The organism is Actinomadura graeca, from assembly GCF_019175365.1.
Lineage (GTDB): Bacteria > Actinomycetota > Actinomycetes > Streptosporangiales > Streptosporangiaceae > Spirillospora > Spirillospora graeca.
Window position 1 is genome coordinate 1,412,860 of sequence record NZ_CP059572.1, and the last position, 22,054, is coordinate 1,434,913.

The following is a 22,054-nucleotide window of genomic DNA, read 5'->3' on the forward strand; positions in this document are numbered from 1 at the left end:
TCTCTCAGGTAGTGACGGGAGTGTGACGGGGACGCTACCGTGCGGCATGTGACCGGCGGTCCAGAACTGTACGGGTTCCCCCCGCCCGAGACGCTGCCCGATCTGCGGTGGCTGGGCCCGGACTACGTCTCCGTACTGGTGTACGACCTGACGCAGGGGCTCCTGCGCCAGGATCCCCGCACGTCCGTCATGGGCGTGCGCTGCGAGGGGCGGCCCGACCTGCGCCCCTCGGTCGACCCGAGCGGGTTCATCCGCTCCCACGACGCCTGCTTCCCCCTCCAGGTCTTCGTCCAGGACGGGTCCGGGAGGCCGTGGCGGCTGCGCGGCCGGTGGACGTACTCCGGCCGCGAGCTCGGCACCACCGCGGCGTCCATCACCCATTTCTGGCACCTGGAGTCCGCGGAGGGCGTTTAGAGGCCCGGTCGCGGGCGGCGCCGGCGGCCCGCGCACGGCGGGAGGCGGCGGCCGCGTCAGTCGGACGTCGCGGGCTCGTGGTCCTCGGAGGCGGTTCCGCGGGCGACCGACTCGGTCAGCTCGCGCGCGAGGGTCTGCGGGGTGAGGCCGATGTCGGCGAGGATCTCGGCGCGGGCGGCGTGGTCGAGGAACTCCTGCGGGATCCCGAACGTGCGGATCGGGGTGTCGACCTCGGCGTCGCGCAGCAGCCGGGCGACGGCGTCGCCGACGGCCCCGGCGCGCCCGTTGTCCTCGGCGACGGCGACGAGCGCGTGCTCGCGGGCCAGGCCGGCCAGCGCGGGGTCGAGCGGCTTGACCCAGCGGGGGTCGACGACGGTCACCCCGATGCCCTGCGCGGCGATGAGCCCGGCGGCCTCCACCGCGGGCGCCGCCATCGAGCCGGCCGCGACCAGCAGGACGCGGGTGCCGTTGGAGCCGTCGTGCCGGGCGAGGACGTCCATGCCGCCGGCCTGGCCGATCGCCGGGACGTCGGCCGGCGCGGGGCCCTTGGGGTAGCGGATCGCGGTCGGCCCGTCGGAGACGGCGACGCACTCGCGCAGCAGCTCGCGCAGCCGGGCGCCGTCGCGGGGGACGGCGACGCGCAGCCCCGGGACGAGCTGCAGGATCGACAGGTCCCACATGCCGTTGTGGCTGGCGCCGTCGTCGCCGGTGACCCCGGCCCGGTCGAGCGCGAACGTCACCGGCTGCCGGTGCAGGGCCGCGTCCATGAGGACCTGGTCGAACGCGCGGTTGAGGAACGTCGCGTAGAGCGCGACGACCGGGTGCAGGCCGCCCATCGCGAGGCCGGTGGCGGAGGTGACGGCGTGCTGCTCGGCGATGCCGACGTCATAGATGCGGTCCGGGAACGCCTCGGCGAAGCGGGCGAGCCCGACCGGGTGGAGCATGGCGGCGGTGATGCCGACGACGTCGCGGCGCTCGCGGCCGATCGCGACCATCTCCTCGCCGAACACGCTCGTCCAGGGGGTGCCGCCCTTCTTGGGCAGGAACTTCCCGGTGGCGGGGTCGAACGCGCCGCCGCCGTGCATGCAGTCCTCGGTGTCGTTCTCGGCGGGCGCGTAGCCGCGGCCCTTGGTGGTGATGCAGTGCACGATCACCGGGCGGCCGAATCCGCGGGCGCGGCGCAGGGCACGTTCCACGGCGTCCTCGTCGTGGCCGTCGATCGGGCCGACGTACTTCATGCCGAGGTCCTCGAACATCGCCTGCGGCTGCAGGACGTCCTTGAGGCCCTTCTTGATGCCGTGCAGCGCCTCGTAGGCGACGTTGCCGACCACCGGCGCGCGGGGCACGGTCTTCTTGATCAGGTCGAGGGCGTGCTCGTAGCCCTGGGTGACGCGCAGCTCGGCGAGGTGGCGCGCGAGGCCGCCGATCGTCGGCGAGTAGGAGCGGCCGTTGTCGTTGACGACGATGATCACGGGACGGTCGACGCCCGCGGCGATGTTGTTCAGCGCCTCCCAGCACATGCCGCCGGTCAGCGCGCCGTCGCCGACGACCGCGACCACGGCCCGGTCGTCCTCGCCGCGCAGCTGGAACGCCTTGGCCAGCCCGTCGGCGTACGACAGCGCGGTGGAGGCGTGCGAGTTCTCGATGACGTCGTGCTCGGACTCGGCGCGGCTGGGGTAGCCGGACAGGCCGCCGCGGCGGCGCAGCAGGTCGAAGTCCTGCCGCCCGGTGAGGATCTTGTGGACGTACGCCTGGTGCCCGGTGTCGAAGAGGATCTTGTCGTGCGGCGAGTCGAAGACCCGGTGCAGCGCGATCGTCAGCTCCACGGCGCCGAGGTTCGGGCCGAGGTGCCCGCCGGTCTTGGACACCGCGTCGACGAGGAACTCGCGGATCTCCCCGGCGAGGCGAGGCAGCTGCCCGGCGTCCAGTCGCTTGAGGTCCTCGGGACCCGTGATCGACTCCAGCAGGCTCACGCGTGTCAACTCCTCCGTCGGGGACGCCGCCCCCATCCCCGGGGCTCCCCTGGTCTCGGGCCGTTCCGAGTTTAATCCCGGTTCGCCCGCGACGCGCCGGACCCCGGGCCCCCGCGGGTGGGAAACAACCGACCCGCGCGACCGCGGTGGGGTAGGAAAGGAGCATGGGCGTCGAAGAGATCGTGCTGCTCAACGCGGACGACGAAGCCGTCGGTACCGCTCCGAAAGCAGAGAGCCACCATAGAGAGACCCCCTACCACCTGGCATTCTCCTGTTATGTCGTGGATGGGGAGGATCGCGTCCTGATCACGCGGCGCGCGCTCGGGAAGCGGACCTTCCCCGGCGTCTGGACGGGGAGCTGCTGCGGGCATCCGGGCCCCGGCGAGGCCCTGCGCGGCGCCGTGGTCCGGCGGCTGCGGGACGAGCTGGGCCTGCCGGACGGGTCACTCGAATCCCTCACGCCCGTGCTGCCGGGCTTCCACTACCGGGCGGTCGCCGAGGACGGGACGGTCGAGCACGAGCGCTGTCCCGTCGTGCGCGCCGTCGTGCCGTCCGGCGCGCCCGTCCGGGTGAACTCCGAGGAGGTCGAGGCCGCCGAGTGGTGGACGTGGGAGCAGTGCCTCGACCTGGCCGGGCGCCCCGAGTCCTCGCCCTGGTACCGGCTGCAGCTGGCCCAGCTGGCGCCGCTGGGCGCCCCGCGGGCCTGGCCGGACGCGGGGACCGCCGCGCTCCCCCCGGCCCTCGCCTGGTGATCCGCCTCCGGCGCCGGGGCGTCCGGTGACCCGCCTCCGGCGCGGGCCCGGGCCCTCGCCCGGCCTCGCGGACTGACCGCTTCCCGGCCCGCGTCGCCCCCGCCCGGCCGTCCGGCCCGGCGGGGGCGACGCACGATAACCGCGAGATCACTTTTCGGTGTGCGCTGTTGACCCGCCGACCCGTCGAACGGAGGCTTTGTTCTCCGGGGCAACGAAAGGACGGGCGATGCGAGCACAGGCATCCGGCCGCCGCCGGACGGCCGCCGCGGCCGTGGCGATGACCGTCGCGCTGGTCATGCCGGGCTGCGGCGGGAACGGCTCCAAGGGGTCGGGCGACACGTCCGAGGTCGAGGTCTTCTCGTGGTGGACCGGCCCCGGCGAGGCCGACGGCCTCGCGGCGATGAAGGCCGACTTCGAGAAGAAGAACCCCGGCACGAAGTTCACCAACGCCGCCATCGCGGGCGGATCGGGCACCCAGGCCCAGGCGGTGCTGGCGAGCCGCCTGCAGAACCGCAAGCCGCCGGACTCCTTCCAGGGCCACGCGGGCGCCGAGCTGCTCGACTACATCAAGGCCGGGCAGATCGAGCCGCTGGACTCCTTCTACGACGAGAACCGCCTCAGGGCCGCCTACCCCGGGCAGCTGCTCCAGCAGATCACCTACCAGGGCAAGATCTACTCGGTGCCGGTGAACATCCACCGGTCCAACATGCTCTGGTACGACCCGGGCATCCTGAAGGACGCCGGGGTCTCCGCGCCGCCCCGGTCGATCGCCGAGTTCATCGCTGCGCTGAAGGCCGTCAAGGACAAGACGGGGAAGGTCCCGCTGTCGCTCGGCGCGCAGTGGACGGCCGACCACCTGCTGGAGAACGTCCTGCTCGGCGACCTCGGCACCGACGCCTACAACGCGCTGTGGAAGCCGGGCGCGGACTGGGGCTCCCCGGCCGTCGGCAAGGCCCTCGCCGACTTCGCGGAGATCATGAGGTACACGACGCTGGAGGCGGCGTCCACCGACTGGCAGGGCGCGGCGAAGGCCGTCGTGGACGGCAAGGCGGCGTTCAACATCATGGGCGACTGGGCCTACGGCTACTTCACCGGGAGCGCCCCCAACGGCCTCGGCAAGAAGGCCGGCACCGACTTCGCGTACGCCCCGTCACCCGGTACCGACGGCACCTACATGTGGCTGTCGGACTCCTTCACCCTGCCCAAGGGCGCACCCCACCGGGGCGGCGCGCTGGCGTGGCTGAAGGAGGCGTCCAGCAAGGAGGGGCAGGACCTCTTCAACCCGAGGAAGGGGTCCATACCCGCCCGCAAGGATGCCGACAAGACGCTCTACAAGGGCTACCTGGAGTACGCGCTCAACGAGTGGAACAGGCCCGGCGTCAAGCTGGCAGGATCGTTCTGGCACGGGGTCAACGCCGGCAAGAGGCAGCACACCGACATCGACACCGCGGTGGGCCTGTTCCTGCAGAACAAGGACGTCGGCAAGCTCCAGGCGGCGCTGGCGGGCGCGGCGAAGAACAGCGGTCCATGACCCGCCGGGCCCGCACGTGGCTGCCCGGCCTGCTCCTGGTCCTCCCGTCCATCGTGGCGATCGGCGTGTTCGTCTACGGGCTGATCTTCTGGAACACGCGGGTGGCGGTCAGCGGCAGGCACGACGAGGTCTCGCCCTACCGCTTCGACAGGGGCCGGAACTTCGCCGACCTGTGGGACCAGCCGAGCTGGCCGGGCGCGGTGCGGCACGCGCTGCTGTTCACGGTGGTGTTCGTGCTCGGCGCCCTGCTGCTCGGCGCGTTCCTGGCGTTCCTGATGGACAAGGGCATCCGGGGCGAGGCGTCGTTCCGGGCGGTCTACCTGTTCCCGATGGCGATCTCGTTCATCGCCTGCGGGGTGGTGTGGCGGTGGCTGATGAACCCGGCGCCGCCCGAGCGGGCCGTCGGGCTCAACCAGCTGTTCGGCGAGCTGCGCCTCGGGGCGCTGGCCAACGGCTGGTGGCAGGACCCGGACTGGGGCATGGCCGCGATGGCGCTCCCGGCCGTCTGGCAGATGTCCGGCTACGTCATGGCCCTGTACCTCGCCGGTTTCAGGAGCGTCCCCGAGGAGCTGCGCGAGGCCGCCCGGGTGGACGGCGCCTCCGAGTGGAAGGTCTACCGCCACGTGGTGTTCCCGCAGCTCCGCCCGGTGACGCTGTCCGCGCTGATCATCCTCGGGCACATCTCGCTGAAGGTGTTCGACCTGATCATGGCCATCGCGGGCAAGCAGATCATCACCTACGTCCCGGCCATCGCGACGTACGTGGAGGTGTTCGACCGGCACGACCCGGCCAACGGTGCCACCATCGCCACGTACCTGCTGCTCGCCGTGGCCCTGCTGGTGGTCCCCTACCTGGTCTGGTCGGTGCGGGCGGAGCGGGCGCGGTGACCGCGCCGGCCGGCGCCGGCAGGACGGCGCGGATCGTCCGGCCCGCGGTCCTCCTGCTGTTCGCGGTGCTGTTCCTGATGCCGGTGTACGTCCTGGTCGTCACCAGCTTCAAGCCGCTCCAGGAGGCCGACCCGGGCAGCGCGTGGAACCTGCCCGCGCACTGGAGCACGTCCGGCTGGAGCGCCGCCTGGGACACGCTGCGGCCGGGCCTGGAGAACAGCGTCAAGATCGCGGTGTCCGGCTCGCTGATCTCGGCGGTGCTGGGCTCGCTGAACGGCTACGTCCTGTCCAAATGGCGCTTCCCCGGCGCGGACGCCGTGTTCACGCTGTTGCTGTTCGGGATGTTCATCCCGTACCAGGCCGTCATGATCCCCCTCGCGGGCCTGCTGACCGACATGGAGCTCGCCGGGACGATCCGCGGCCTCGTGCTCGCCCACGTCGTGTACGGCATCCCGATCTGCACGCTGATCTTCCGTAACTACTACGTGACCATTCCGGACGAGCTGATAGAGGCCGCCCGCGTGGACGGCGCCGGGATGCTCCGGACCTACCGGTCGATCGTCCTGCCCGTGTCCGCGCCGGCCTTCGCGGTGACCCTCATCTGGCAGTTCACCTCGATCTGGAACGACTTCCTGTTCGCGGTGTTCCTCGGCGCGCCCGGCAGCTGGCCGGTCACCGTGATGCTGAACAACACCGCGGGCTCGGGCGCGGTCGCCGTCCAGTACGACCAGCAGATGGCATCGGCGCTGCTCGCCTCGCTTCCGACTCTCCTCGTCTATCTCCTCCTGGGCCGCTTCTTCATGCGCGGGCTGATGGCGGGGGCGCTGAAGGGATGACGCCGCATGGACCGGCATGGACCCCGTATGGACCCCGCGACGGGCGGCGTCCGCGACAACCACGTGAGAATTTCGCGCGTCCCATAACTGATCAATCTCGACACATACTCGCCCAGTCCGTTGGCATATCGGCCCGGATGCGCCTACTCTCACGGCATCGTCCCGCGCAGCGGAGGCAGGGTCGAGCACTGGAGGTGACCGCGTGCAGGCGATCAGTGTTCAGCAGCCCTGGGCGTTCGCCATCGCGCGAGGCGGCAAGACCGTCTGGAACCAGGCACTGCCGACCGCCTACCGCGGCCCGCTGCTGGTCCACGCCTCGATGCGCGTCGACCTGAAGGCGTGCGACTCCCCGCTGATCCAGGCCGCCGGATGGGACCCCCGGGACCCGCTCGCCACCATCGGCGCCGTCATCGCCGTCGCCGACCTCTCGCTCGTCTGCTCGGCCGCCGTCACGGGCGGGCCCTGCGAGTGCGGCCCCTGGGCGGACCGCGGCGCCCACCACTACCACCTGACGGCGGTCCGCGCGCTCCCCCGCCCGATCGTCGCGCTGGGACGGCCCGGCCTCTGGGAGCCCAAGCCGACCCTCGTCACCGAGGTCAACGCGATGTTCGCCGCCGCGACCTCCCTGCACCACACCCGCTGAGGGTCACGCCCCGTCCGCGGCGCGGCGCAGGCGCGCGAGCTCGGCGGCGATCCTGTCGAGCGTCCAGCTCGCGTTCAGGCCGCTGGGGTTGGGCAGGACCCAGATCCTCGCCGGGCCCGCCGTCTCCTCCTGCGGGCCGATCGCGGCGCGGGGACGGCCGAAGGCGGTGCGGTAGGCGGTGACCCCGGCGACGGCCAGGTAGGCGGGCCGGTGCCGCTCGACGAGCGCGGCGAGGCGGCGGCCCCCCTCGCGCAGCTCGGCGGGGGTCAGCTCGTCCGCGCGGGCGGTGACGCGGCGCGCCAGGTTGGTGATGCCGAGGCCGAGCCCCGGCAGGAGGTCCTGCTCGGACGGGTCCAGCAGGCGTTCGGTGAACCCGGAGCGGTGCAGCGCGGGCCAGAACCGGTTGCCGGGGCGGGCGAAATGGTGGCCGGTCGCGCCGGAGTAGAGGCCGGGGTTGATGCCGCAGAACAGCACGCGGAGCGCCTGGCCGCCGGGAGGCAGGACGTCGGGGATGACCCGGTCACGGGCGGCCTCCAGGTCGGCCTTGGTCGGACGGGCCTTGGCGGGACGGTCGGCCTTGGCGGGACGGTCGGGGGGTCGCATCAGACCAGACTACGGACGACCAGGACGACCGCGGACGTCCCCACGACCATCAAGCAGGGCGGCGCGCATGCGCCCGCCGAACGCCCGGCCGGGGCCGACGCTGCCCTGCACGATCGCGCCGAGCAGCGCGGCCGGCCCCGGGACGAGGATGACGTCGATGTCCGGCACAGGCCGGGACGTCATCGCCCCTTTCGTGTCAGATCGGGGTCGCCCCGGCCCGTCAGGCGGAGGCGTCGGCGAGGGTCGTCAGCTGGGCGCGGGTGAGCTCCGTGCCCGGCACCCGCAGAAGGGGCTCGACCTGCTCGGGGGTGCGGGCGCTGGCGATCGGGGCGACGACGGTCGGCTGGGCGGCCAGCCAGGCCAGGGCCACGGTCGCGGGCGGCACGCCCTGCTCGTGGGCGACGGCGTCGAGGGCGGCGAGGACCCGGGGCCCGCGCTCGGTCTCCAAGTGGGAGGCCGCCTTCCCGGCGCGCGCGCTGTCCACCGTGGTCCTAGGACGGTACTTCCCGGTCAGGAAGCCCGAGGCGAGCCCGTAATACGGCAGGGCGACGAGACCGTACCGCTCGGCGAGGTCGCGCCGTGGCCCCTCGTAGGTGCCGCGCGACACCAGGTTGTACTCGGGCTGGATCGCGACGTAGCGGGCCGTCCCCTCGCGGTCGCTGAACGCCAGCGACGCCTCCAGCCGGTCCGGCTCGATGTTGGACACGGCGATCTGCCGGAGCTTGCCCGCGGTGACGAGCCCGTCCAGCGCGCCGAGGATCTCCTCGACCGGGACGGACGGGTCGTCGAAGTGCGTGTAGTAGAGGTCGATGTAGTCGGTGCGGAGGCGCCGGAGCGAGTCGTCCACGGCCGCCCTGATGGTCGGCGCGGCCAGCCCCGTCCGGTCGGGGTGGCGGCCGCCCTTGGTCGCGATGACGACGTCGGCCCGGTTGCGCCGCGACGCCGTCCACTCGCCGATGATCGTCTCGGACTCGCCGCCGGCGTTGCCCTGCACCCACGCCGAGTACGCGTCCGCCGTGTCGATCAGGTTGCCGCCGCCCGCGGTGTAGGCGTCCAGGATCGCGAACGAGGCGTCCCGGTCCGCCGTCCAGCCGAAGACGTTGCCGCCGAGCGCCAGGGGGAAGACGTCCAGGTCGCCGATCTTCTTGGTGATGTCTGCCATGTACCGGTGCAAGCCCCCGCGGGCGCCGATCATTCCCTTCCGGGGCCGGGATGTTCTTGGGAGAATGTCCGGATGCTTACCGCATGTCTGGCCTTCGCCGCGGTCGCCGCCCTGGTGACGATCACCCCGGGCGTGGACACGATGCTCGTCGTGCGCACCACCGTCACCGGCGGGAACCGGACCGGCCTGCTCGCGTCGGCGGGCGTCGTGTCCGGCTGCCTCACCTGGGCGGTGACGGGCGCGGCCGGGCTGACCGCGCTGCTGGCCGCGTCCCGGCTCGCGTTCGACGTCCTGCGCGTCGCGGGCGCCTGCTACCTGCTGTGGCTCGGCGTCCAGGCGCTGTGGAGGGCCCGCCGCCGGGCCGCCGTGACCGGGGACGATACCCCGGAGACCCGGCTGTCCGGTCTCGCGGCCTGGCGCACCGGGTTCGTGACGAACGTCCTCAACCCGAAGGTCGGGGTGTTCTACATGAGCCTGCTGCCGCAGTTCGTCCCGGACGGCGCCCCGATGTTCGGCACCAGCATGGTCTTCGCGGCCATCCACGCCGCCGAGGGCCTGCTGTGGCTGGCGATGGTGGTGGGCGCCGCCGGCGCGGCCCGCCGCGTCCTGTCCCGTCCCTCCGTCCGGCGCCGCCTCCAGCAGGTCACCGGCGTGGCGTTCATCGGCTTCGGCCTGCGCCTCGCCACCGACCGCTGACGACGGCGGGCGCGCGACGGGCCGCCCTCCTGTCGGAGGACGGCCCGTCCCGTTCCGCGCTCTCGCCCGCGGGCGGCGTTACTTGCGGAGGAGGTTCCGCAGGACGTACTGCATGATCCCGCCGTTGCGGTAGTAGTCCGCCTCGCCGGGGGTGTCGATGCGGACGACGGCGGTGAACTCCTTGCCGTCGGCCTTGACCGTCACCTCGTCCGGGATCCCGCCCTCGTTCAGCGCCGTCACACCGGTGATGTCGAAGGTCTCGGTGCCGGTGAGGCCGTGGGACGCGGCGGACTCCCCGTCCTTGAACTGCAGCGGCAGCACGCCCATGCCGATGAGGTTCGAGCGGTGGATCCGCTCGTAGGACTCGGCGATGACCGCGCGGACGCCGAGCAGCGCGGTGCCCTTCGCGGCCCAGTCGCGTGAGGAGCCGGAGCCGTACTCCTTGCCCGCGATGACCACGAGCGGCGTGCCCTGCGCCGCGTAGTTCTGCGCCGCGTCGTAGATGTAGGACTGCGGCGAGCCGTCCTTCGTGAAGTCGCGGGTGAAGCCGCCCTCCACGCCGTCCAGGAGCTGGTTGCGGAGCCGGATGTTGGCGAACGTGCCGCGGATCATCACCTCGTGGTTGCCGCGCCGCGAGCCGTAGGAGTTGAAGTCCCTGACCTCGACGCCGTGCTCCTGGAGGTACTGCGCGGCGGGCGTGCCGACCTTGATGGACCCGGCCGGGGAGATGTGGTCGGTGGTGACCGAGTCGCCCAGCTTCGCCAGGACGCGGGCGCCGTGGATGTCGGTGACCGGCTCCGGCTCGGCGCCCATGCCGTCGAAGTAGGGGGCCTTGCGCACGTAGGTGGACGCCGGGTCCCACTCGAACAGGTCGCCGGTCGGGATGTCCAGGCCGCGCCAGCGGTCGTCGCCCTTGAACACGTCGGCGTAGTCCTTGACGAACATCTCCTGCCCGATGGAGGACTCGACGATCGAGGCGACCTCCTCGGGCTCGGGCCAGATGTCGCGCAGGTACACCGGGCCGCCGGTACCCTCGGCGATCGGGTCGTTGAGGATGTCGATGTCCATCGTCCCGGCCAGGGCGTAGGCGATGACCAGCGGCGGCGAGGCCAGGTAGTTCATCTTCACGTCCGGGCTGATGCGGCCCTCGAAGTTGCGGTTGCCCGACAGGACGGCGGTGACCGCCAGGTCGTTGTCGTTGACGGCCTTGGAGATCTCCGGCTGGAGCGGGCCGGTGTTGCCGATGCAGGTCGTGCAGCCGTACCCGACCAGGTTGAACCCGATCTTGTCGAGGTAGGGGGTGAGGCCCGCGCGCTCGTAGTAGTCGGTGACGACCTGCGACCCGGGCGCCAGCGAGGTCTTCACCCACGGCTTGCGGGTCAGGCCCTTCTCGACGGCGTTCTTCGCCAGCAGCGCCGCGCCGATCATCACGTACGGGTTGGAGGTGTTGGTGCACGAGGTGATGGCCGCGACCGCGACGTGCCCGTGGTCCAGTTCGAAGGCCGTCCCGTCGTCCAGGGTGACCGGGACGCGGTTGTGGGGGCGGCTGGACCCGTCGGGGTCCACCTCGCGCGGCCGGTCGCCGTTGCCGCCGCGGCTGATCGCCGGGGAGTCCGAGGCCGGGAAGCTCTCGTCGGACGCCTCGTCCGCCGGGCCCCGCACGCTGCTGACGTAGTTCTGCACGTCACGGCGCCAGGTGTCCTTCGCGGCCGACAGGGAGATGCGGTCCTGGGGGCGCTTCGGGCCGGCCAGCGACGGGACGACCGTCGCCAGGTCCAGCTCCAGGTACTCGGAGAACTCCGGCTCGACGGACGGGTCGAGCCACATCCCCTGCTCCTTGGCGTACGCCTCGACGAGCGCGATCTGCTCGTCGGGACGTCCCGTCAGCCGCAGGTACTTCAGCGTCTCGTCGTCGATCGGGAAGATCGCGCAGGTGGAGCCGAACTCGGGGCTCATGTTGCCGATCGTGGCGCGGTTCGCCAGCGGCAGCGCGTGCACGCCCTCGCCGTAGAACTCGACGAACTTGCCGACCACGCCGTGCGCGCGGAGCATCTCGGTGATGGTCAGGACCAGGTCGGTGGCGGTCGTCCCGGCGGGGAGCTCGCCGGTCAGCTTGAAGCCGACCACGCGCGGGATGAGCATCGAGATCGGCTGGCCGAGCATCGCGGCCTCCGCCTCGATGCCGCCGACGCCCCATCCCAGCACGCCGATGCCGTTCTCCATCGTGGTGTGCGAGTCGGTGCCGACGCACGTGTCGGGGTAGGCGACGCCGTTCCGGTCGAACACCACGCGGGCCAGGTGCTCGATGTTCACCTGGTGGACGATGCCCGTGCCCGGCGGGACGACCTTGAACTCGTCGAACGCCGTCTGGCCCCAGCGCAGGAACTGGTACCGCTCCCTGTTGCGCTCGTACTCCACCTGCACGTTGCGCTCGAACGCGTCCGGGGAGCCGAAGTAGTCGACGATGACGGAGTGGTCGATGACCATCTCGGCGGGCGCCAGCGGGTTGATCCGCGTCGCGTCACCGCCGAGCCCGCGGACCGCCTCCCTCATGGTCGCCAGGTCCACCACGCACGGCACGCCGGTGAAGTCCTGCATGATCACACGGGCGGGCGTGAACTGGATCTCCTTGCTCGGCTGCGCCTGCGCGTCCCAGCTGGCGAGCGCGCGGATGTGCTCCGCGGTGACGTTCGCGCCGTCCTCGGTGCGCAGCAGGTTCTCCAGCAGCACCTTCAAGCTGTACGGGAGACGGGCCGAGCCCTCGACCGCGTCCAGCCGGTAGATGTCGTACGACTTTCCGCCCACCTGAAGCGCGCTCAGGCTGCCGAAGCTGTTCGCGGACACGGACTCCTCCTCCGTCGCCGCCGCGCGTCCGGTCCGGGACATGATCGCGCGGCGCTCGTCAACTCGATCCTCATGGCCGCCCCGGGCGCCCGCCGTGCGGCGGGGCGGCGGGGCGGATGCTCATCTCCCCTGATCCTGCCCTAGCCGGGCCCCCGACCGGGAATCAGGTCCGCCTAACTTCCGCGGGATTTCTCTTGATGTCAAGCTACCTCGAATATATCTCGACATCAAGCTACCTGCGCGGGCGGCGCGCCGACCATGTCACGGTTTGTCGGTGTCTGTCCGTCAGCCGTACCGGAAGGGGACGACACCCGTCCCGTCCTGCGGCGCGTGGAAGCCGGGCTCCTCGTGCAGCGTGCGGGCGCACCGGCCGATGTCGCGGGCCGCGGCGAGGAGCGGACGGCCCAGGCGCTCGGCGGGCAGGCTCCCGGTGTGCCCGGTGATGCCGATGCAGCCGATCAGCGAGCCGTCCGGGCCGCGCAGCGCGGTGGCGACGCAGCTGAACCCCAGCGCGCACTGCTGGTGCTCGACCGCGACCGCGGTGTCCCGCACGGCCTTGATCCCGGCCAGGAACCGGGGCCAGGAGGTGACGGCGTGCGGGGTCTGCGGCGCGGGCGGACGCCCCCGCAGCGTCTCCAGCAGGCCCGGGCGCTCGGCCAGCAGCACGCGGCCGAGGGCGGAGCTCTGCAGGGCGGCGCTGCCGAGGTCCCGCGGCCAGGTCGAGCGCCGGACGTCGGGGGCCCGGTTGGCGCCGAACGCGCTGGCCATGAAGGTGACCGCGGTGTCGTTGGCCGTGCAGACCCAGACGATCTCCCCGCTGCGGGCGAACAGGTCCTGCACGTACGGGGTGGCGGCCTGGAGCAGGCCGTGCTGCACCGCGGCGCGCGTCCCCAGGTGCAGCAGATGCGCCCCCAGCCGGTAGCGGCCGTCGGGGCACCGTTGCAGCATCCTCCGCGCCACCAGGTCGGCGGCGATGCGGCGGACGGTGGGCTTGGGGATGCCGACCTCGCGGGTGAGCTCGGCCAGCGTCACCGGGTCGCGGTGCAGGGCCACCGCGTCGAGCACGGCGACGACGCGTCCGGCGACCGTGTGGTCGTCCATGCCCCACATGATCGGGTCCGCGCGGGCGGAAATCCATCCGTCCGGGCCACTGGATGACACGCGCCTCTGGCGGCGCCGCCCGATCTCGGTGACGGTGGCGGAGGCGGCATCTCGGGGGCGTCGCCGCACCGGATTTCCGCGGCACAGGGAGGATCGAGAGGACAACACCGGACGACCGGGTTCCCACCCGTCGTCATAACACGGCAATGCCGTCCTTTGTCGCGGAATTCATCGCGCTTATGGACTGCTTCAGGGTGGCGAATGATCATGCGGTGGACCGATTTTCCGACATCTCCCTGAGCCGTGTCCCGCTCTGCAAGGCGGCGGCGGCCTCGGCAGTCGTGTCGCCGGCGCCGCCCGCGTCCGCGGCGCCGGCGGCCTCCCGAACTGCCCTCCCGGGCATGGCAGGGTTGGGGACATGCCCCCTCTGCCTCCCGACCTCGTCCGCAATGCCGTCGACGCCTGGGGTGAGGACGGCCGCCGCTGGCTGGACGGCCTTCCCTCCCTGCTCTCCGCCCTCGCGGCGGAGTGGCGGCTGCGGCCCGAGGCGGTCACTCCGTACGACCTGAGTTTCCACTGGGTGGTCCCCGTCCGGCGGGAGGACGGCACGGACGCGGTGCTCAAGCTCGGCCCGCCGGGTCCCGGCCACCTGGACGCCGAAGCCGCGGCCCTGGAGCTCTTCGCTGGCGGCGGGGCCGTGCGGCTGCTGGAGTACGACCGTGACCGGGGCGCGTTGCTCCTGGAACGGGCCCGGCCTGGCACTCCGCTGAGCTCGCTGGTGCCGGACGAGGACGCCGCGGCCACGGCGGCGTTCGTCCAGGTGGCCCGGGGGCTGCGCAGGGCGGCACCCGAGGACTCCCCGCTGCCGGTGCTGGAGAGGGCGGGCGTCGCGTTCTCCCGCCACCTCGCCGAGCACCCCGGGGACGGCCCGCTCCCCCGGTCCCTGGTCGAGCGGGCCGGGGCGCTCTTCGCGGAGCTGTGCGCCGACGCGCCAGAGCGGGTCGTGCTGCACGGCGACCTGCACCACGACAACATCCTGCGCTGCGGATCCGGCGGGTGGCTGGCGATCGACCCGCACGGCTACGTCGGCGACCCCGGCTACGAGACCGGCGCGCTGTTCTACAACCCCGCAATCGACGACCGGGATCCGGCGCTGCTCGGCCTCGTGCCCGCGCGGATCGAGCAGGTCGCCGACGGTCTCGGCATACCGCCGGACCGGGTGGCGGCATGGGCGTTCGTCAAGGCCGTCCTGTCGGAGGTCTGGACGGCCGAGGGCGGGGGGCGGCCGGGGAGCCGCGCCCTGGACGTCGCCCTGAGCCTGGCCGACCGATTGCCATAAGGGCGATATTCCTGTTGCGTCCTTTCCGTCGCGGAAACGCGCGGCGGTTCAATAACTCCATACCTTGATCAGAGTTTTTCTGGTGCCGGACCGGCGAATCTCTCAATGGTGACCACTGAACCACCCTGGAGCGCCGAGGAGCACGAGCGTGCGCTGGACGGGCTCGCGCGGCGGGAGAACTTCCCGGTCGCGACGCGGCTGCTGCCACGGCGGCACCGCGCCGACCTGCGGGCGGTCTACGGCTTCGCCCGGCTCGTCGACGACATCGGGGACGAGGCGCCGCGCGGGCAGCGGGCGGCGCTGCTCGATTCGGTGGACGACGACCTGGACCTCGTCTTCAAGGGGCGGACGCCGGGCCTGCCGCAGTTACGGAACCTGGCCTGCACCGTCCGCGCCAGGGGACTGCCCGAGGAGCCCTTCCGGCGGCTGGTGCAGGCGAACCGCCAGGACCAGGTCGTGGCCCGGTACACGACGTTCGAGGAACTGCTCGGCTACTGCGACCTGTCGGCCAATCCCGTCGGCCGGATCGTGCTGCACGTGTTCGGGGCGCAGGGGCGGGGGCTGGAGGAGGCGTCCGACCAGGTCTGCGCGGCGCTGCAGGTCATCGAGCACTGCCAGGACGCCGGCGCCGACTACCGGGCCGGGCGGATCTACCTGCCGGGCGAGGATCTGCGGCGGTTCGGCTGCTCCGAGGAGGACCTGGCGCGGGCGGTGACCCCGACACGGCTGCGGGGCGTCCTGGCGCTGCAGGCGGGGCGGGCCCGGGAACTGCTCGACCGCGGCGCGGCGCCGCTGCTGGCGGGCCTGCACGGATGGGCCCGTCTCGCGGTGGCGGGATACGTGGCCGGGGGGCGCGCGACGCTGGCCGCCCTGGCGCGCGGCCGCTACGACGTGCTCGCCTGCCCGCCCCGACCGCGCCGGGCCGTGCTGCTGGCCGGGTGGGCGTGCTCTCTCAGAAGGGGTGGGCGATGACGGTTTCGGAGACGTGCGAGCGGCCCGAGTGGGTCGTCGAGGCGTATCGGCACTGCGAGCGGGTCGTGCGGGACGAGGCCCGCAACTTCGGGTACGGGATCCGGCTGATGCCCGCGCCGAAGCGGCGCGCGATGAGCGCGATCTACGCGTTCGCGCGGGGTGTGGACGACATCGGGGACGGCCCCGAGCCCGCCTGCGTGCGGCTGGACCTGCTGGACCGGTCGCGGCGGCGGCTGGAGGCCGTCCAGGACGTGCTGTGGCGGCGGGCCGACTCGCGGGCGCTGGAGGGGCACCCGGTGCTGACGGCGCTGGCCGACGCGGCGGGCCGGTACCCGATCCCGCTCGACGCGTTCGCCGAGCTGATCGACGGCTGCGAGAGCGACGTGCGGGGCGCCGCGTACGAGACCTTCGACGACCTGCTGCGGTACTGCCAGCAGGTCGCGGGGACGGTCGGGCGGCTGTCGCTCGGGGTGTTCGGGTACGACGGGCGGCAGCGGGCCGAGGGCCTCGCCGACTCGCTGGGGGTCGCGTTCCAGCTCACGAACATCCTGCGGGACCTCCGCGAGGACGGGCTGGGCGGCCGCGTCTACCTTCCCTCCGAAGACCTCGCCCGGTTCGGATGCACGCTGGAGCAGGACGAGTCCGGCGACTTCGTCGATCCGTCCTGGCGCCTGCATGACCTGGTCAGGTTCCAGGCAGAGCGCGCGCGGGCCTGGTACGCGGAGGGGCTGAGGCTCCTCCCGCTGCTGGACCGGCGGTCGGCCGCCTGCACCGCGGCGATGGCGGGCATCTACCGGCGGCTGCTTGAGCGCATCGCCGAGCGCCCGTCCATCGCGCTTGAGTCCCGGATCTCGCTCCCGACGTGGCAGAAGGCCGTCGTGGCGGCGCGCGCGCTGACAGGAGTGGAGCGGTGAGCGTCGTGGTCGTCGGAGGCGGCCTGGCCGGCATCAGCGCGGCCGTCGCGCTCCAGGAGTCCGGCGTGGAGGTCACGGTGGTGGAGGCGCGGCCGTGGCTGGGCGGCGCCACCCACTCCTTCGGCCGCGGCGAGCTGAGCGTCGACAACGGGCAGCACGTGTCGCTGCGCTGCTGCACCGCCTACCAGGGGCTGCTGCGGCGGCTGCGCACCGAGCACCTGATGGAGGTCCAGGACCGGTTCGACGTCACCGTCCTGCGGCCCGGCGGCACGCCCGCGCGGCTGCGCCGGGCGCCGCTGCCGAGCCCGCTGCACCTGCTGCCCGCGCTGGCCCGGTACACCCCGCTGTCGGGCGCCGACCGGCTGCGCGCCCTGTGGGCGTCGGCGTGGATGCGCCGGCTCGACCCCGCCGACCCCGTCCTGGACGAGATCTCGGCGGGCGCGTGGCTGGCCGGGCGGGGGCAGCGGGCGTGGGCCCGCGAGGCGCTGTGGGGGCTGTTCATCTCGGCGGCGCTGAACGCCGAGGTGGACGACGCCGCGCTCGGGCTGTCGGCGATGACCTGCCGCCGGGCGCTGTTCGGCCGGGCGGACGCCGCCGACATCGCCGTCCCCGCCGTCCCGCTGGAGGACCTGCACGGCGGCCCGGCCCTGCGCCGGATCGAGGAGGCGGGCGGCACCGTCCACCTGAAGGCCAAGGTGGAGGCGGTGACGGCCGACCCCAAGGTGGTGGTGGACGGGACGCCGATCGCGGCGGACGCGGTCGTCATGGCCGTGCCCCACGAGGTGGCGGCGCGGCTGCTGCCGGCCGAGGCGCTGCCCGATCCGCTGCGCTGGCCCGAGCTGGGCGCGAGCCCGATCGTGAACGTGCACGTCGTCTACGACCGCCCGGTGATGGACCTGCCGTTCGCCGCGGCGGTCGGCTCGCCCGTCCAGTGGCTGTTCGACCGGACGGCGGCCAGCGGCCTCGACGGCGGCCAGTACGTGGCGATCTCCCTGTCGGCCGCCGACCGCTGGATCGACGTGCCGACCGCGGAGCTGCGGGCGCGGTTCCTGCCGGAGCTGCGGCGGCTGCTGCCCGGCGCCCGCCCGGCGGTCGTCCGCGACTTCTTCGTCACACGGGAGCGGCGGGCGACGTTCCGCCAGCGTCCCGGCAGCGGGGCGGCGCGCCCCGCCGCGGCGACCCGGACGCCGGGTCTCCTCCTCGCCGGCGCGTGGACCGACACGGGCTGGCCCGACACGATGGAGGGCGCGGTGCGCAGCGGGCTCACCGCCGCGCGCCTGGCCCGTCACCACCTGGAGGGGGTGAGGGGCCGATGACCGCGCTCCCGGTCCCGCTCGCCGACGTCCGCGGCCTGGTCGACGGCGCCCTGCGCGCCGCGGTCGGACGGCTCGACCCGCACACCTACCGCGTCGCCGCCTACCACCTCGGGTGGACCGACGGCGAAGGACGCCCGTGCCCGGGCCCGGCGGGGAAGGCGCTGCGCCCCGCGCTGGCGCTGCTGTCGGCCCGCGCCGCCGGGGCACCGCCCGAAAGCGCCCTGCCCGGCGCCGTCGCGGTGGAGCTGACGCACGCGTTCTCGCTCCTGCACGACGACATCATGGACGGCGACCGCACGCGCCGGCACCGTCCCGCGGCGTGGACCGTCTTCGGCGAGTCCGGCGCGATCCTGGCCGGCGACGCGCTGATGACCCTCGCCGTCGAGGTGCTGCTGGAGGCGCCCGGCCAGGGCTCCGCCCGCGCGGCGCGCGCGATGGCAGCCGCCACCCGCAGGCTCATCGCGGGGCAGTCCCTCGACCTGGACTTCGAGACCCGCGATCACATCACGCTGGAGGAATGCCAGGAGATGGTCGCCGGGAAGACCGCCGCGCTGCTGGCCTGCTCCTGCTCGATCGGCGCCGTCCTGGACGCCGCGCCCGAGCCGCTCACCGCCGCGCTGGAGGAGTTCGGCGCCGACCTCGGCATGGCCTTCCAGCTCGTGGACGACCTGCTCGGCATCTGGGGCGACCCCGCGGTCACCGGCAAGCCCGCGCTGTCGGACCTGCGGTCCCGCAAGATGTCGCTGCCGGTGGTGGCGGCCCTGAACTCCGGGACGCCCGCGTCCGCGCGGCTGGCCGGGCTGTACACCCGCCCGGAGCCGCTGGAGGAGGACGAGCTGGCCGAGGCCGCGCGGCTCATCGACATGGCGGGCGGGAAGGCGTGGACGGAGGCCGAGGCCGCGCGCCGGATCGGGCGGGCCCGTGACCGGCTGGCCCGGGCCGCGCTGCCCGACCCCGTCCGCGCCGAGTTCCTGCACGTCGCCGACTTCGTCACCCGCCGGGACCACTGATGACCACGACAGAACCCACCGAGACCACCACACCCGCCAAGGCCACCGCGTCCGCCAAAACCACAGAGCACGCCAAGACCACGGAGCCCGCCAGGACCACGGAGCACGCCAGGACCACGGCGCCCGCCGCGACGGGCCCGGCCCGCGAGGCGCCGGCCGAGGACACGCGGGCCGCCGCCAAGGCCGCGCTCGACGCGGCACGCGACCACCTGCTCGGCCTCCAGTCGCCGGAGGGCTGGTGGAAGGGCGAGCTGCAGACCAACGTGACCATGGACGCCGAGGACCTGCTGCTCCGCGAGTTCCTCGGCGTCCGCACCGAGGAGGACACGCGGGAGGCCGCCCGCTGGATCCGCTCCCAGCAGGCCGCGGACGGCTCCTGGGCCAACTTCCACGGCGGGCCGCCCGAGCCGTCCACGACCGTGGAGGCATACGTCGCGCTGCGGCTCGCCGGGGACTCCCCCGACGCCGGGCACATGCGCCGGGCCGCCGCCCACATCCGCGCGCACGGCGGCGTCCCGGCCACCCGGGTCTTCACCCGCTTCTGGCTGGCGATGTTCGGCCTGTGGTCCTGGGACGACCTGCCGGTGCTGCCACCGGAGATGATCTACCTGCCGCGCTGGTTCCCGCTGAACGTCTACGACTGGGCGTGCTGGGCGCGTCAGACGATCGTCCCGCTGACGGTGGTGGGGTCGCTGCGCCCGGTCCGTCCGCTGCCGTTCGGCCTCACCGAGCTGGAGCCCGCGCCGCGGCCCGGCGGCGCCCCGCCGCGCGGCCGGCGCCTTCCCGGATGGGACGAGGCGTTCGGCGCGCTCGACCGCGTCCTGCGCGTGTACCAGCGCCGCCCCGCGGGGCGGCTGCGCCGGGCCGCGCTGCGCCGCGCCGGCGAGTGGATCATCGCCCGGCAGGAGCCGGACGGATCGTGGGGCGGGATCCAGCCGCCCTGGGTGTACTCGCTGATCGCGCTGCACCTGCTCGGCCACGACGTCGACCACCCGGTGATGCGGCGCGGCCTCGCCGGCCTCGACCGCTTCACCATCAGGGACGAGACCGGACGGCGCATGGAGGCGTGCCAGTCCCCCGTCTGGGACACCGTCCTCGCCATGATCGCGCTGTCGGACGCGGGCGTGCCCGCCGGGCACCCGGCGCTGGAGCGGGCCGCGGGATGGGTGCTCGGCGAGGAGGTCAAGGGCCCCGGCGACTGGCAGGTGCGCCGCCCGGGCCTGGCGCCCGGCGGCTGGTCGTTCGAGTTCGACAACGACTACTACCCCGACGTCGACGACACCGCCGAGGCCGTCCTCGCGCTGAGCCGCGCCGCGGGCCCGGAGGCCCGCCCGGCGATCGAGCGGGGCCTGCGCTGGATGGCCGGGATGGTCTCCTCCGACGGCGGGTTCGGCGCGTTCGACGTCGACAACACCCGCGCGCTGTGCCGCCGGCTCCCGTTCTGCGACTTCGGCGAGGTGATCGACCCGCCGTCCGCGGACGTCACCGCGCACGTCGTGGAGGCGCTGTGCGAGCAGGGCATGGGCGACTCGGCGCTGTGCAGGCGGGCCGTGGTCTGGCTGCTGAAGGCGCAGGAGCCCGACGGGTCGTGGTTCGGCCGGTGGGGCGCCAACCACGTGTACGGCACCGGCGGCGTGGTGCCGGCGCTGATCGCCGCGGGCGTCCGCCCGGGCGGGCCGGTGATCCGGCGGGCCGTCGCGTGGCTCGAACGCCACCAGCGCGACGACGGCGGCTGGGGCGAGGATATGCGCTCCTACCGCGACCCCGCGTGGATCGGGCACGGCGCGTCCACGGCGTCGCAGACCGCGTGGGCGCTGCTGGCGCTGCTCGCGGCCGGAGAGCGCGGCCCGTCGGTGGACCGGGGGATCGCATGGCTCACCACGCGGCAGCGCCCGGACGGGACGTGGGACGAGGACCACTTCACCGGCACCGGCTTCCCCGGCGACTTCTACATCAACTACCACCTGTACCGCCTGGTGTTCCCCGTGAGCGCGCTCGGCAGGTACGTCAACGCGACGAAGGGAAACGGGTCGTAATGGCCATGCCACTGCGCCAGAGCCTGCGGGTCGGCGGCTACATCCTGCGCAACAAGCTGGCCCGGCGGTCCAAGTTCCCGCTGCTGGTCGAGCTGGAGCCGCTGTACGCGTGCAACCTGGCCTGCGCGGGCTGCGGGAAGATCCAGCATCCGGCGGGGCTGCTCAAACAGCGGATGCCGGTCGAGCAGGCGGTCGCGGCGGTCCGCGAGAGCGGCGCGCCGATGGTGTCGATCGCGGGCGGGGAGCCGCTGATGCACCCCCAGATCGGCGAGATGACCGCCGAGCTGGTGCGGATGAAGCGATACGTGTTCCTGTGCACCAACGCGGCGCTGATCCCGAAGAAGATCGACGAGTTCACGCCGTCCCGCTACTTCGCGTGGGCGGTGCACATCGACGGGCTGCGGGAGCGGCACGACGCGTCCGTGTGCAAGGAGGGCGTGTTCGACCAGGCGGTGGAGGCGATCCGGATGTGCCGCGAGCGCGGCTTCCGCGTCACGACCAACACCACCGTGTTCAACACCGACACCCCGCAGAGCGTCATCGAGGTCCTCGACTACCTCAACGACGACCTGGGCGTCGACCAGATGATGATCTCCCCGGCGTACGCGTACGAGAAGGCGCCCGACCAGGAGCACTTCCTCGGCGTGACCGAGACGCGGGAGCTGTTCCGCAAGGTCTTCGCCGACGGGCGGCGCAGGCGCTGGCGGTTCAACCACTCGCCACTGTTCCTGGACTTCCTGGAGGGCAAGGCCGACTTCCCCTGCACGGCGTGGGCGATCCCGTCCTACTCGCTGAAGGGCTGGCAGCGTCCCTGCTACCTGATGGACGACGGCTACACCGACACCTACCAGGAGCTGGTGGAGACGACCAACTGGGGCGCCTACGGCCGAGGCCGCGACGACCGCTGCTCCAACTGCATGGCGCACTGCGGGTACGAGCCGACCGCCGTTTTCACGACCATGGGGTCGCTGACGCAGTCGATCCGCGCGATCCGCAGCGTCTGACCCGCGCCCGGGGCCTGACCG

The 22,054-nt window shown here is 73.1% G+C and carries 20 protein-coding genes; 14 read left to right on the forward strand and 6 right to left on the reverse strand.

From position 1 onward, the window contains the following. The first annotated feature begins 48 nt into the window (after positions 1–48). A complete protein-coding gene (locus tag AGRA3207_RS06560; RefSeq protein WP_231333650.1) occupies positions 49–414 on the forward strand; it encodes a hypothetical protein in 366 nt (121 codons plus the stop codon). A 56-nt stretch (positions 415–470) separates the two neighbouring features. On the opposite strand, the gene dxs is transcribed toward AGRA3207_RS06560, so the two are convergent. Next, positions 471–2,387, reverse strand: a complete 1,917-nt coding sequence (dxs, locus tag AGRA3207_RS06565; protein ID WP_231333651.1) for a 1-deoxy-D-xylulose-5-phosphate synthase — start codon at positions 2,385–2,387, stop codon at positions 471–473. 164 nt (positions 2,388–2,551) lie between these two features. Between dxs and idi the strand changes: the two genes are divergently transcribed. The 5 genes from idi (at position 2,552) to AGRA3207_RS06590 (ending at position 7,036) form a co-directional block, all read left to right on the forward strand. Further along, positions 2,552–3,139: an isopentenyl-diphosphate Delta-isomerase gene (gene idi, locus AGRA3207_RS06570; protein WP_231333652.1), complete on the forward strand. Its 588-nt coding sequence runs from the start codon at positions 2,552–2,554 to the stop codon at positions 3,137–3,139. A 226-nt stretch (positions 3,140–3,365) separates the two neighbouring features. Further along, a complete protein-coding gene (locus tag AGRA3207_RS06575) occupies positions 3,366–4,670 on the forward strand; it encodes an ABC transporter substrate-binding protein (protein ID WP_231333653.1) in 1,305 nt (434 codons plus the stop codon). Next, entirely contained in the window at positions 4,667–5,557 is an 891-nt protein-coding gene (locus AGRA3207_RS06580; RefSeq protein ID WP_231333654.1) for a carbohydrate ABC transporter permease, read from the forward strand. The genes AGRA3207_RS06575 and AGRA3207_RS06580 overlap by 4 nt, the downstream gene beginning before the upstream one ends. Beyond that, the gene (locus tag AGRA3207_RS06585; protein WP_231333655.1) at positions 5,554–6,393 is read left to right on the forward strand and encodes a carbohydrate ABC transporter permease; all 840 of its coding nucleotides are present in this window, start codon (positions 5,554–5,556) and stop codon (positions 6,391–6,393) included. Before AGRA3207_RS06580 ends, AGRA3207_RS06585 begins: the two co-directional genes overlap by 4 nt. 202 nt (positions 6,394–6,595) lie before the next feature. Next, positions 6,596–7,036 (forward strand): ASCH domain-containing protein, encoded by a 441-nt coding sequence (locus AGRA3207_RS06590; protein WP_231333656.1) that lies wholly within the window; start codon positions 6,596–6,598, stop codon positions 7,034–7,036. A gap of 3 nt (positions 7,037–7,039) precedes the next feature. Here AGRA3207_RS06590 and mug read toward each other — a convergent pair whose 3' ends face one another. From mug to AGRA3207_RS06605, 3 genes are read right to left on the reverse strand one after another with little or no spacing between them, the layout of a single operon-like run. After that, positions 7,040–7,639 carry a G/U mismatch-specific DNA glycosylase gene (mug, locus tag AGRA3207_RS06595; RefSeq protein WP_231333657.1) on the reverse strand — a complete coding sequence of 200 codons (600 nt, stop codon included), beginning with the start codon at positions 7,637–7,639 and terminating at the stop codon, positions 7,040–7,042. Between the two features lie 9 nt (positions 7,640–7,648). Next, a complete protein-coding gene (locus AGRA3207_RS06600) occupies positions 7,649–7,822 on the reverse strand; it encodes a hypothetical protein (RefSeq protein WP_231333658.1) in 174 nt (57 codons plus the stop codon). A 37-nt stretch (positions 7,823–7,859) separates the two neighbouring features. Then, entirely contained in the window at positions 7,860–8,801 is a 942-nt protein-coding gene (locus AGRA3207_RS06605) for an aldo/keto reductase (RefSeq protein ID WP_231333659.1), read from the reverse strand. Positions 8,802–8,873: 72 nt separating this feature from the next. Here AGRA3207_RS06605 and AGRA3207_RS06610 point away from each other — a divergent pair, with 72 nt between their 5' ends. Then, the gene (locus tag AGRA3207_RS06610) at positions 8,874–9,497 is read left to right on the forward strand and encodes a LysE family translocator (protein WP_231333660.1); all 624 of its coding nucleotides are present in this window, start codon (positions 8,874–8,876) and stop codon (positions 9,495–9,497) included. Between the two features lie 78 nt (positions 9,498–9,575). Here AGRA3207_RS06610 and AGRA3207_RS06615 read toward each other — a convergent pair whose 3' ends face one another. Beyond that, the gene (locus AGRA3207_RS06615; RefSeq protein ID WP_231333661.1) at positions 9,576–12,383 is read right to left on the reverse strand and encodes an aconitate hydratase; all 2,808 of its coding nucleotides are present in this window, start codon (positions 12,381–12,383) and stop codon (positions 9,576–9,578) included. A 243-nt stretch (positions 12,384–12,626) separates the two neighbouring features. After that, complete coding sequence (locus AGRA3207_RS06620) at positions 12,627–13,442, reverse strand: IclR family transcriptional regulator (RefSeq protein WP_231333662.1); 816 nt, start codon at positions 13,440–13,442, stop codon at positions 12,627–12,629. 418 nt (positions 13,443–13,860) lie between these two features. Between AGRA3207_RS06620 and AGRA3207_RS06625 the strand changes: the two genes are divergently transcribed. The 7 genes from AGRA3207_RS06625 (at position 13,861) to hpnH (ending at position 22,033) form a co-directional block, all read left to right on the forward strand. Then, the gene (locus tag AGRA3207_RS06625; protein ID WP_231333663.1) at positions 13,861–14,781 is read left to right on the forward strand and encodes an aminoglycoside phosphotransferase family protein; all 921 of its coding nucleotides are present in this window, start codon (positions 13,861–13,863) and stop codon (positions 14,779–14,781) included. Positions 14,782–14,889: 108 nt separating this feature from the next. Then, complete coding sequence (gene hpnC, locus AGRA3207_RS06630) at positions 14,890–15,753, forward strand: squalene synthase HpnC (protein WP_420830878.1); 864 nt, start codon at positions 14,890–14,892, stop codon at positions 15,751–15,753. Beyond that, on the forward strand, positions 15,750–16,667 hold the full coding sequence (gene hpnD / locus AGRA3207_RS06635) for a presqualene diphosphate synthase HpnD (protein ID WP_231333665.1): 918 nt from the start codon (positions 15,750–15,752) through the stop codon (positions 16,665–16,667). Before hpnC ends, hpnD begins: the two co-directional genes overlap by 4 nt. After that, positions 16,664–17,983 (forward strand): hydroxysqualene dehydroxylase HpnE, encoded by a 1,320-nt coding sequence (hpnE, locus tag AGRA3207_RS06640; protein ID WP_231333666.1) that lies wholly within the window; start codon positions 16,664–16,666, stop codon positions 17,981–17,983. The genes hpnD and hpnE overlap by 4 nt, the downstream gene beginning before the upstream one ends. Next, on the forward strand, positions 17,980–18,993 hold the full coding sequence (locus AGRA3207_RS06645; RefSeq protein ID WP_231333667.1) for a polyprenyl synthetase family protein: 1,014 nt from the start codon (positions 17,980–17,982) through the stop codon (positions 18,991–18,993). The genes hpnE and AGRA3207_RS06645 overlap by 4 nt, the downstream gene beginning before the upstream one ends. Then, on the forward strand, positions 18,993–21,029 hold the full coding sequence (gene shc, locus AGRA3207_RS06650; RefSeq protein WP_231333668.1) for a squalene--hopene cyclase: 2,037 nt from the start codon (positions 18,993–18,995) through the stop codon (positions 21,027–21,029). The genes AGRA3207_RS06645 and shc overlap by 1 nt, the downstream gene beginning before the upstream one ends. Next, positions 21,029–22,033: an adenosyl-hopene transferase HpnH gene (hpnH, locus tag AGRA3207_RS06655; RefSeq protein ID WP_231333669.1), complete on the forward strand. Its 1,005-nt coding sequence runs from the start codon at positions 21,029–21,031 to the stop codon at positions 22,031–22,033. The genes shc and hpnH overlap by 1 nt, the downstream gene beginning before the upstream one ends. Positions 22,034–22,054 lie beyond the last annotated feature (21 nt).

Excerpts from the sequence above, each read along its gene's own strand:
- AGRA3207_RS06580 (WP_231333654.1), top strand. The coding sequence starts at position 4,667 with ATGACCCGCCGGGCCCGCACGTGGCTGCCCGGCCTGCTCCTGGTCCTC.
- hpnH (WP_231333669.1), top strand. The coding sequence starts at position 21,029 with ATGGCCATGCCACTGCGCCAGAGCCTGCGGGTCGGCGGCTACATCCTG.
- AGRA3207_RS06605 (WP_231333659.1), bottom strand. The coding sequence starts at position 8,801 with ATGGCAGACATCACCAAGAAGATCGGCGACCTGGACGTCTTCCCCCTG.
- AGRA3207_RS06645 (WP_231333667.1), top strand. The coding sequence starts at position 17,980 with ATGACCGCGCTCCCGGTCCCGCTCGCCGACGTCCGCGGCCTGGTCGAC.
- shc (WP_231333668.1), top strand. The coding sequence starts at position 18,993 with ATGACCACGACAGAACCCACCGAGACCACCACACCCGCCAAGGCCACC.
- idi (WP_231333652.1), top strand. The coding sequence starts at position 2,552 with ATGGGCGTCGAAGAGATCGTGCTGCTCAACGCGGACGACGAAGCCGTC.
- hpnD (WP_231333665.1), top strand. The coding sequence starts at position 15,750 with ATGACGGTTTCGGAGACGTGCGAGCGGCCCGAGTGGGTCGTCGAGGCG.
- AGRA3207_RS06610 (WP_231333660.1), top strand. The coding sequence starts at position 8,874 with ATGCTTACCGCATGTCTGGCCTTCGCCGCGGTCGCCGCCCTGGTGACG.
- AGRA3207_RS06620 (WP_231333662.1), bottom strand. The coding sequence starts at position 13,442 with ATGGACGACCACACGGTCGCCGGACGCGTCGTCGCCGTGCTCGACGCG.
- AGRA3207_RS06625 (WP_231333663.1), top strand. The coding sequence starts at position 13,861 with ATGCCCCCTCTGCCTCCCGACCTCGTCCGCAATGCCGTCGACGCCTGG.
- AGRA3207_RS06575 (WP_231333653.1), top strand. The coding sequence starts at position 3,366 with ATGCGAGCACAGGCATCCGGCCGCCGCCGGACGGCCGCCGCGGCCGTG.
- mug (WP_231333657.1), bottom strand. The coding sequence starts at position 7,639 with ATGCGACCCCCCGACCGTCCCGCCAAGGCCGACCGTCCCGCCAAGGCC.
- AGRA3207_RS06600 (WP_231333658.1), bottom strand. The coding sequence starts at position 7,822 with ATGACGTCCCGGCCTGTGCCGGACATCGACGTCATCCTCGTCCCGGGG.
- AGRA3207_RS06615 (WP_231333661.1), bottom strand. The coding sequence starts at position 12,383 with ATGTCCCGGACCGGACGCGCGGCGGCGACGGAGGAGGAGTCCGTGTCC.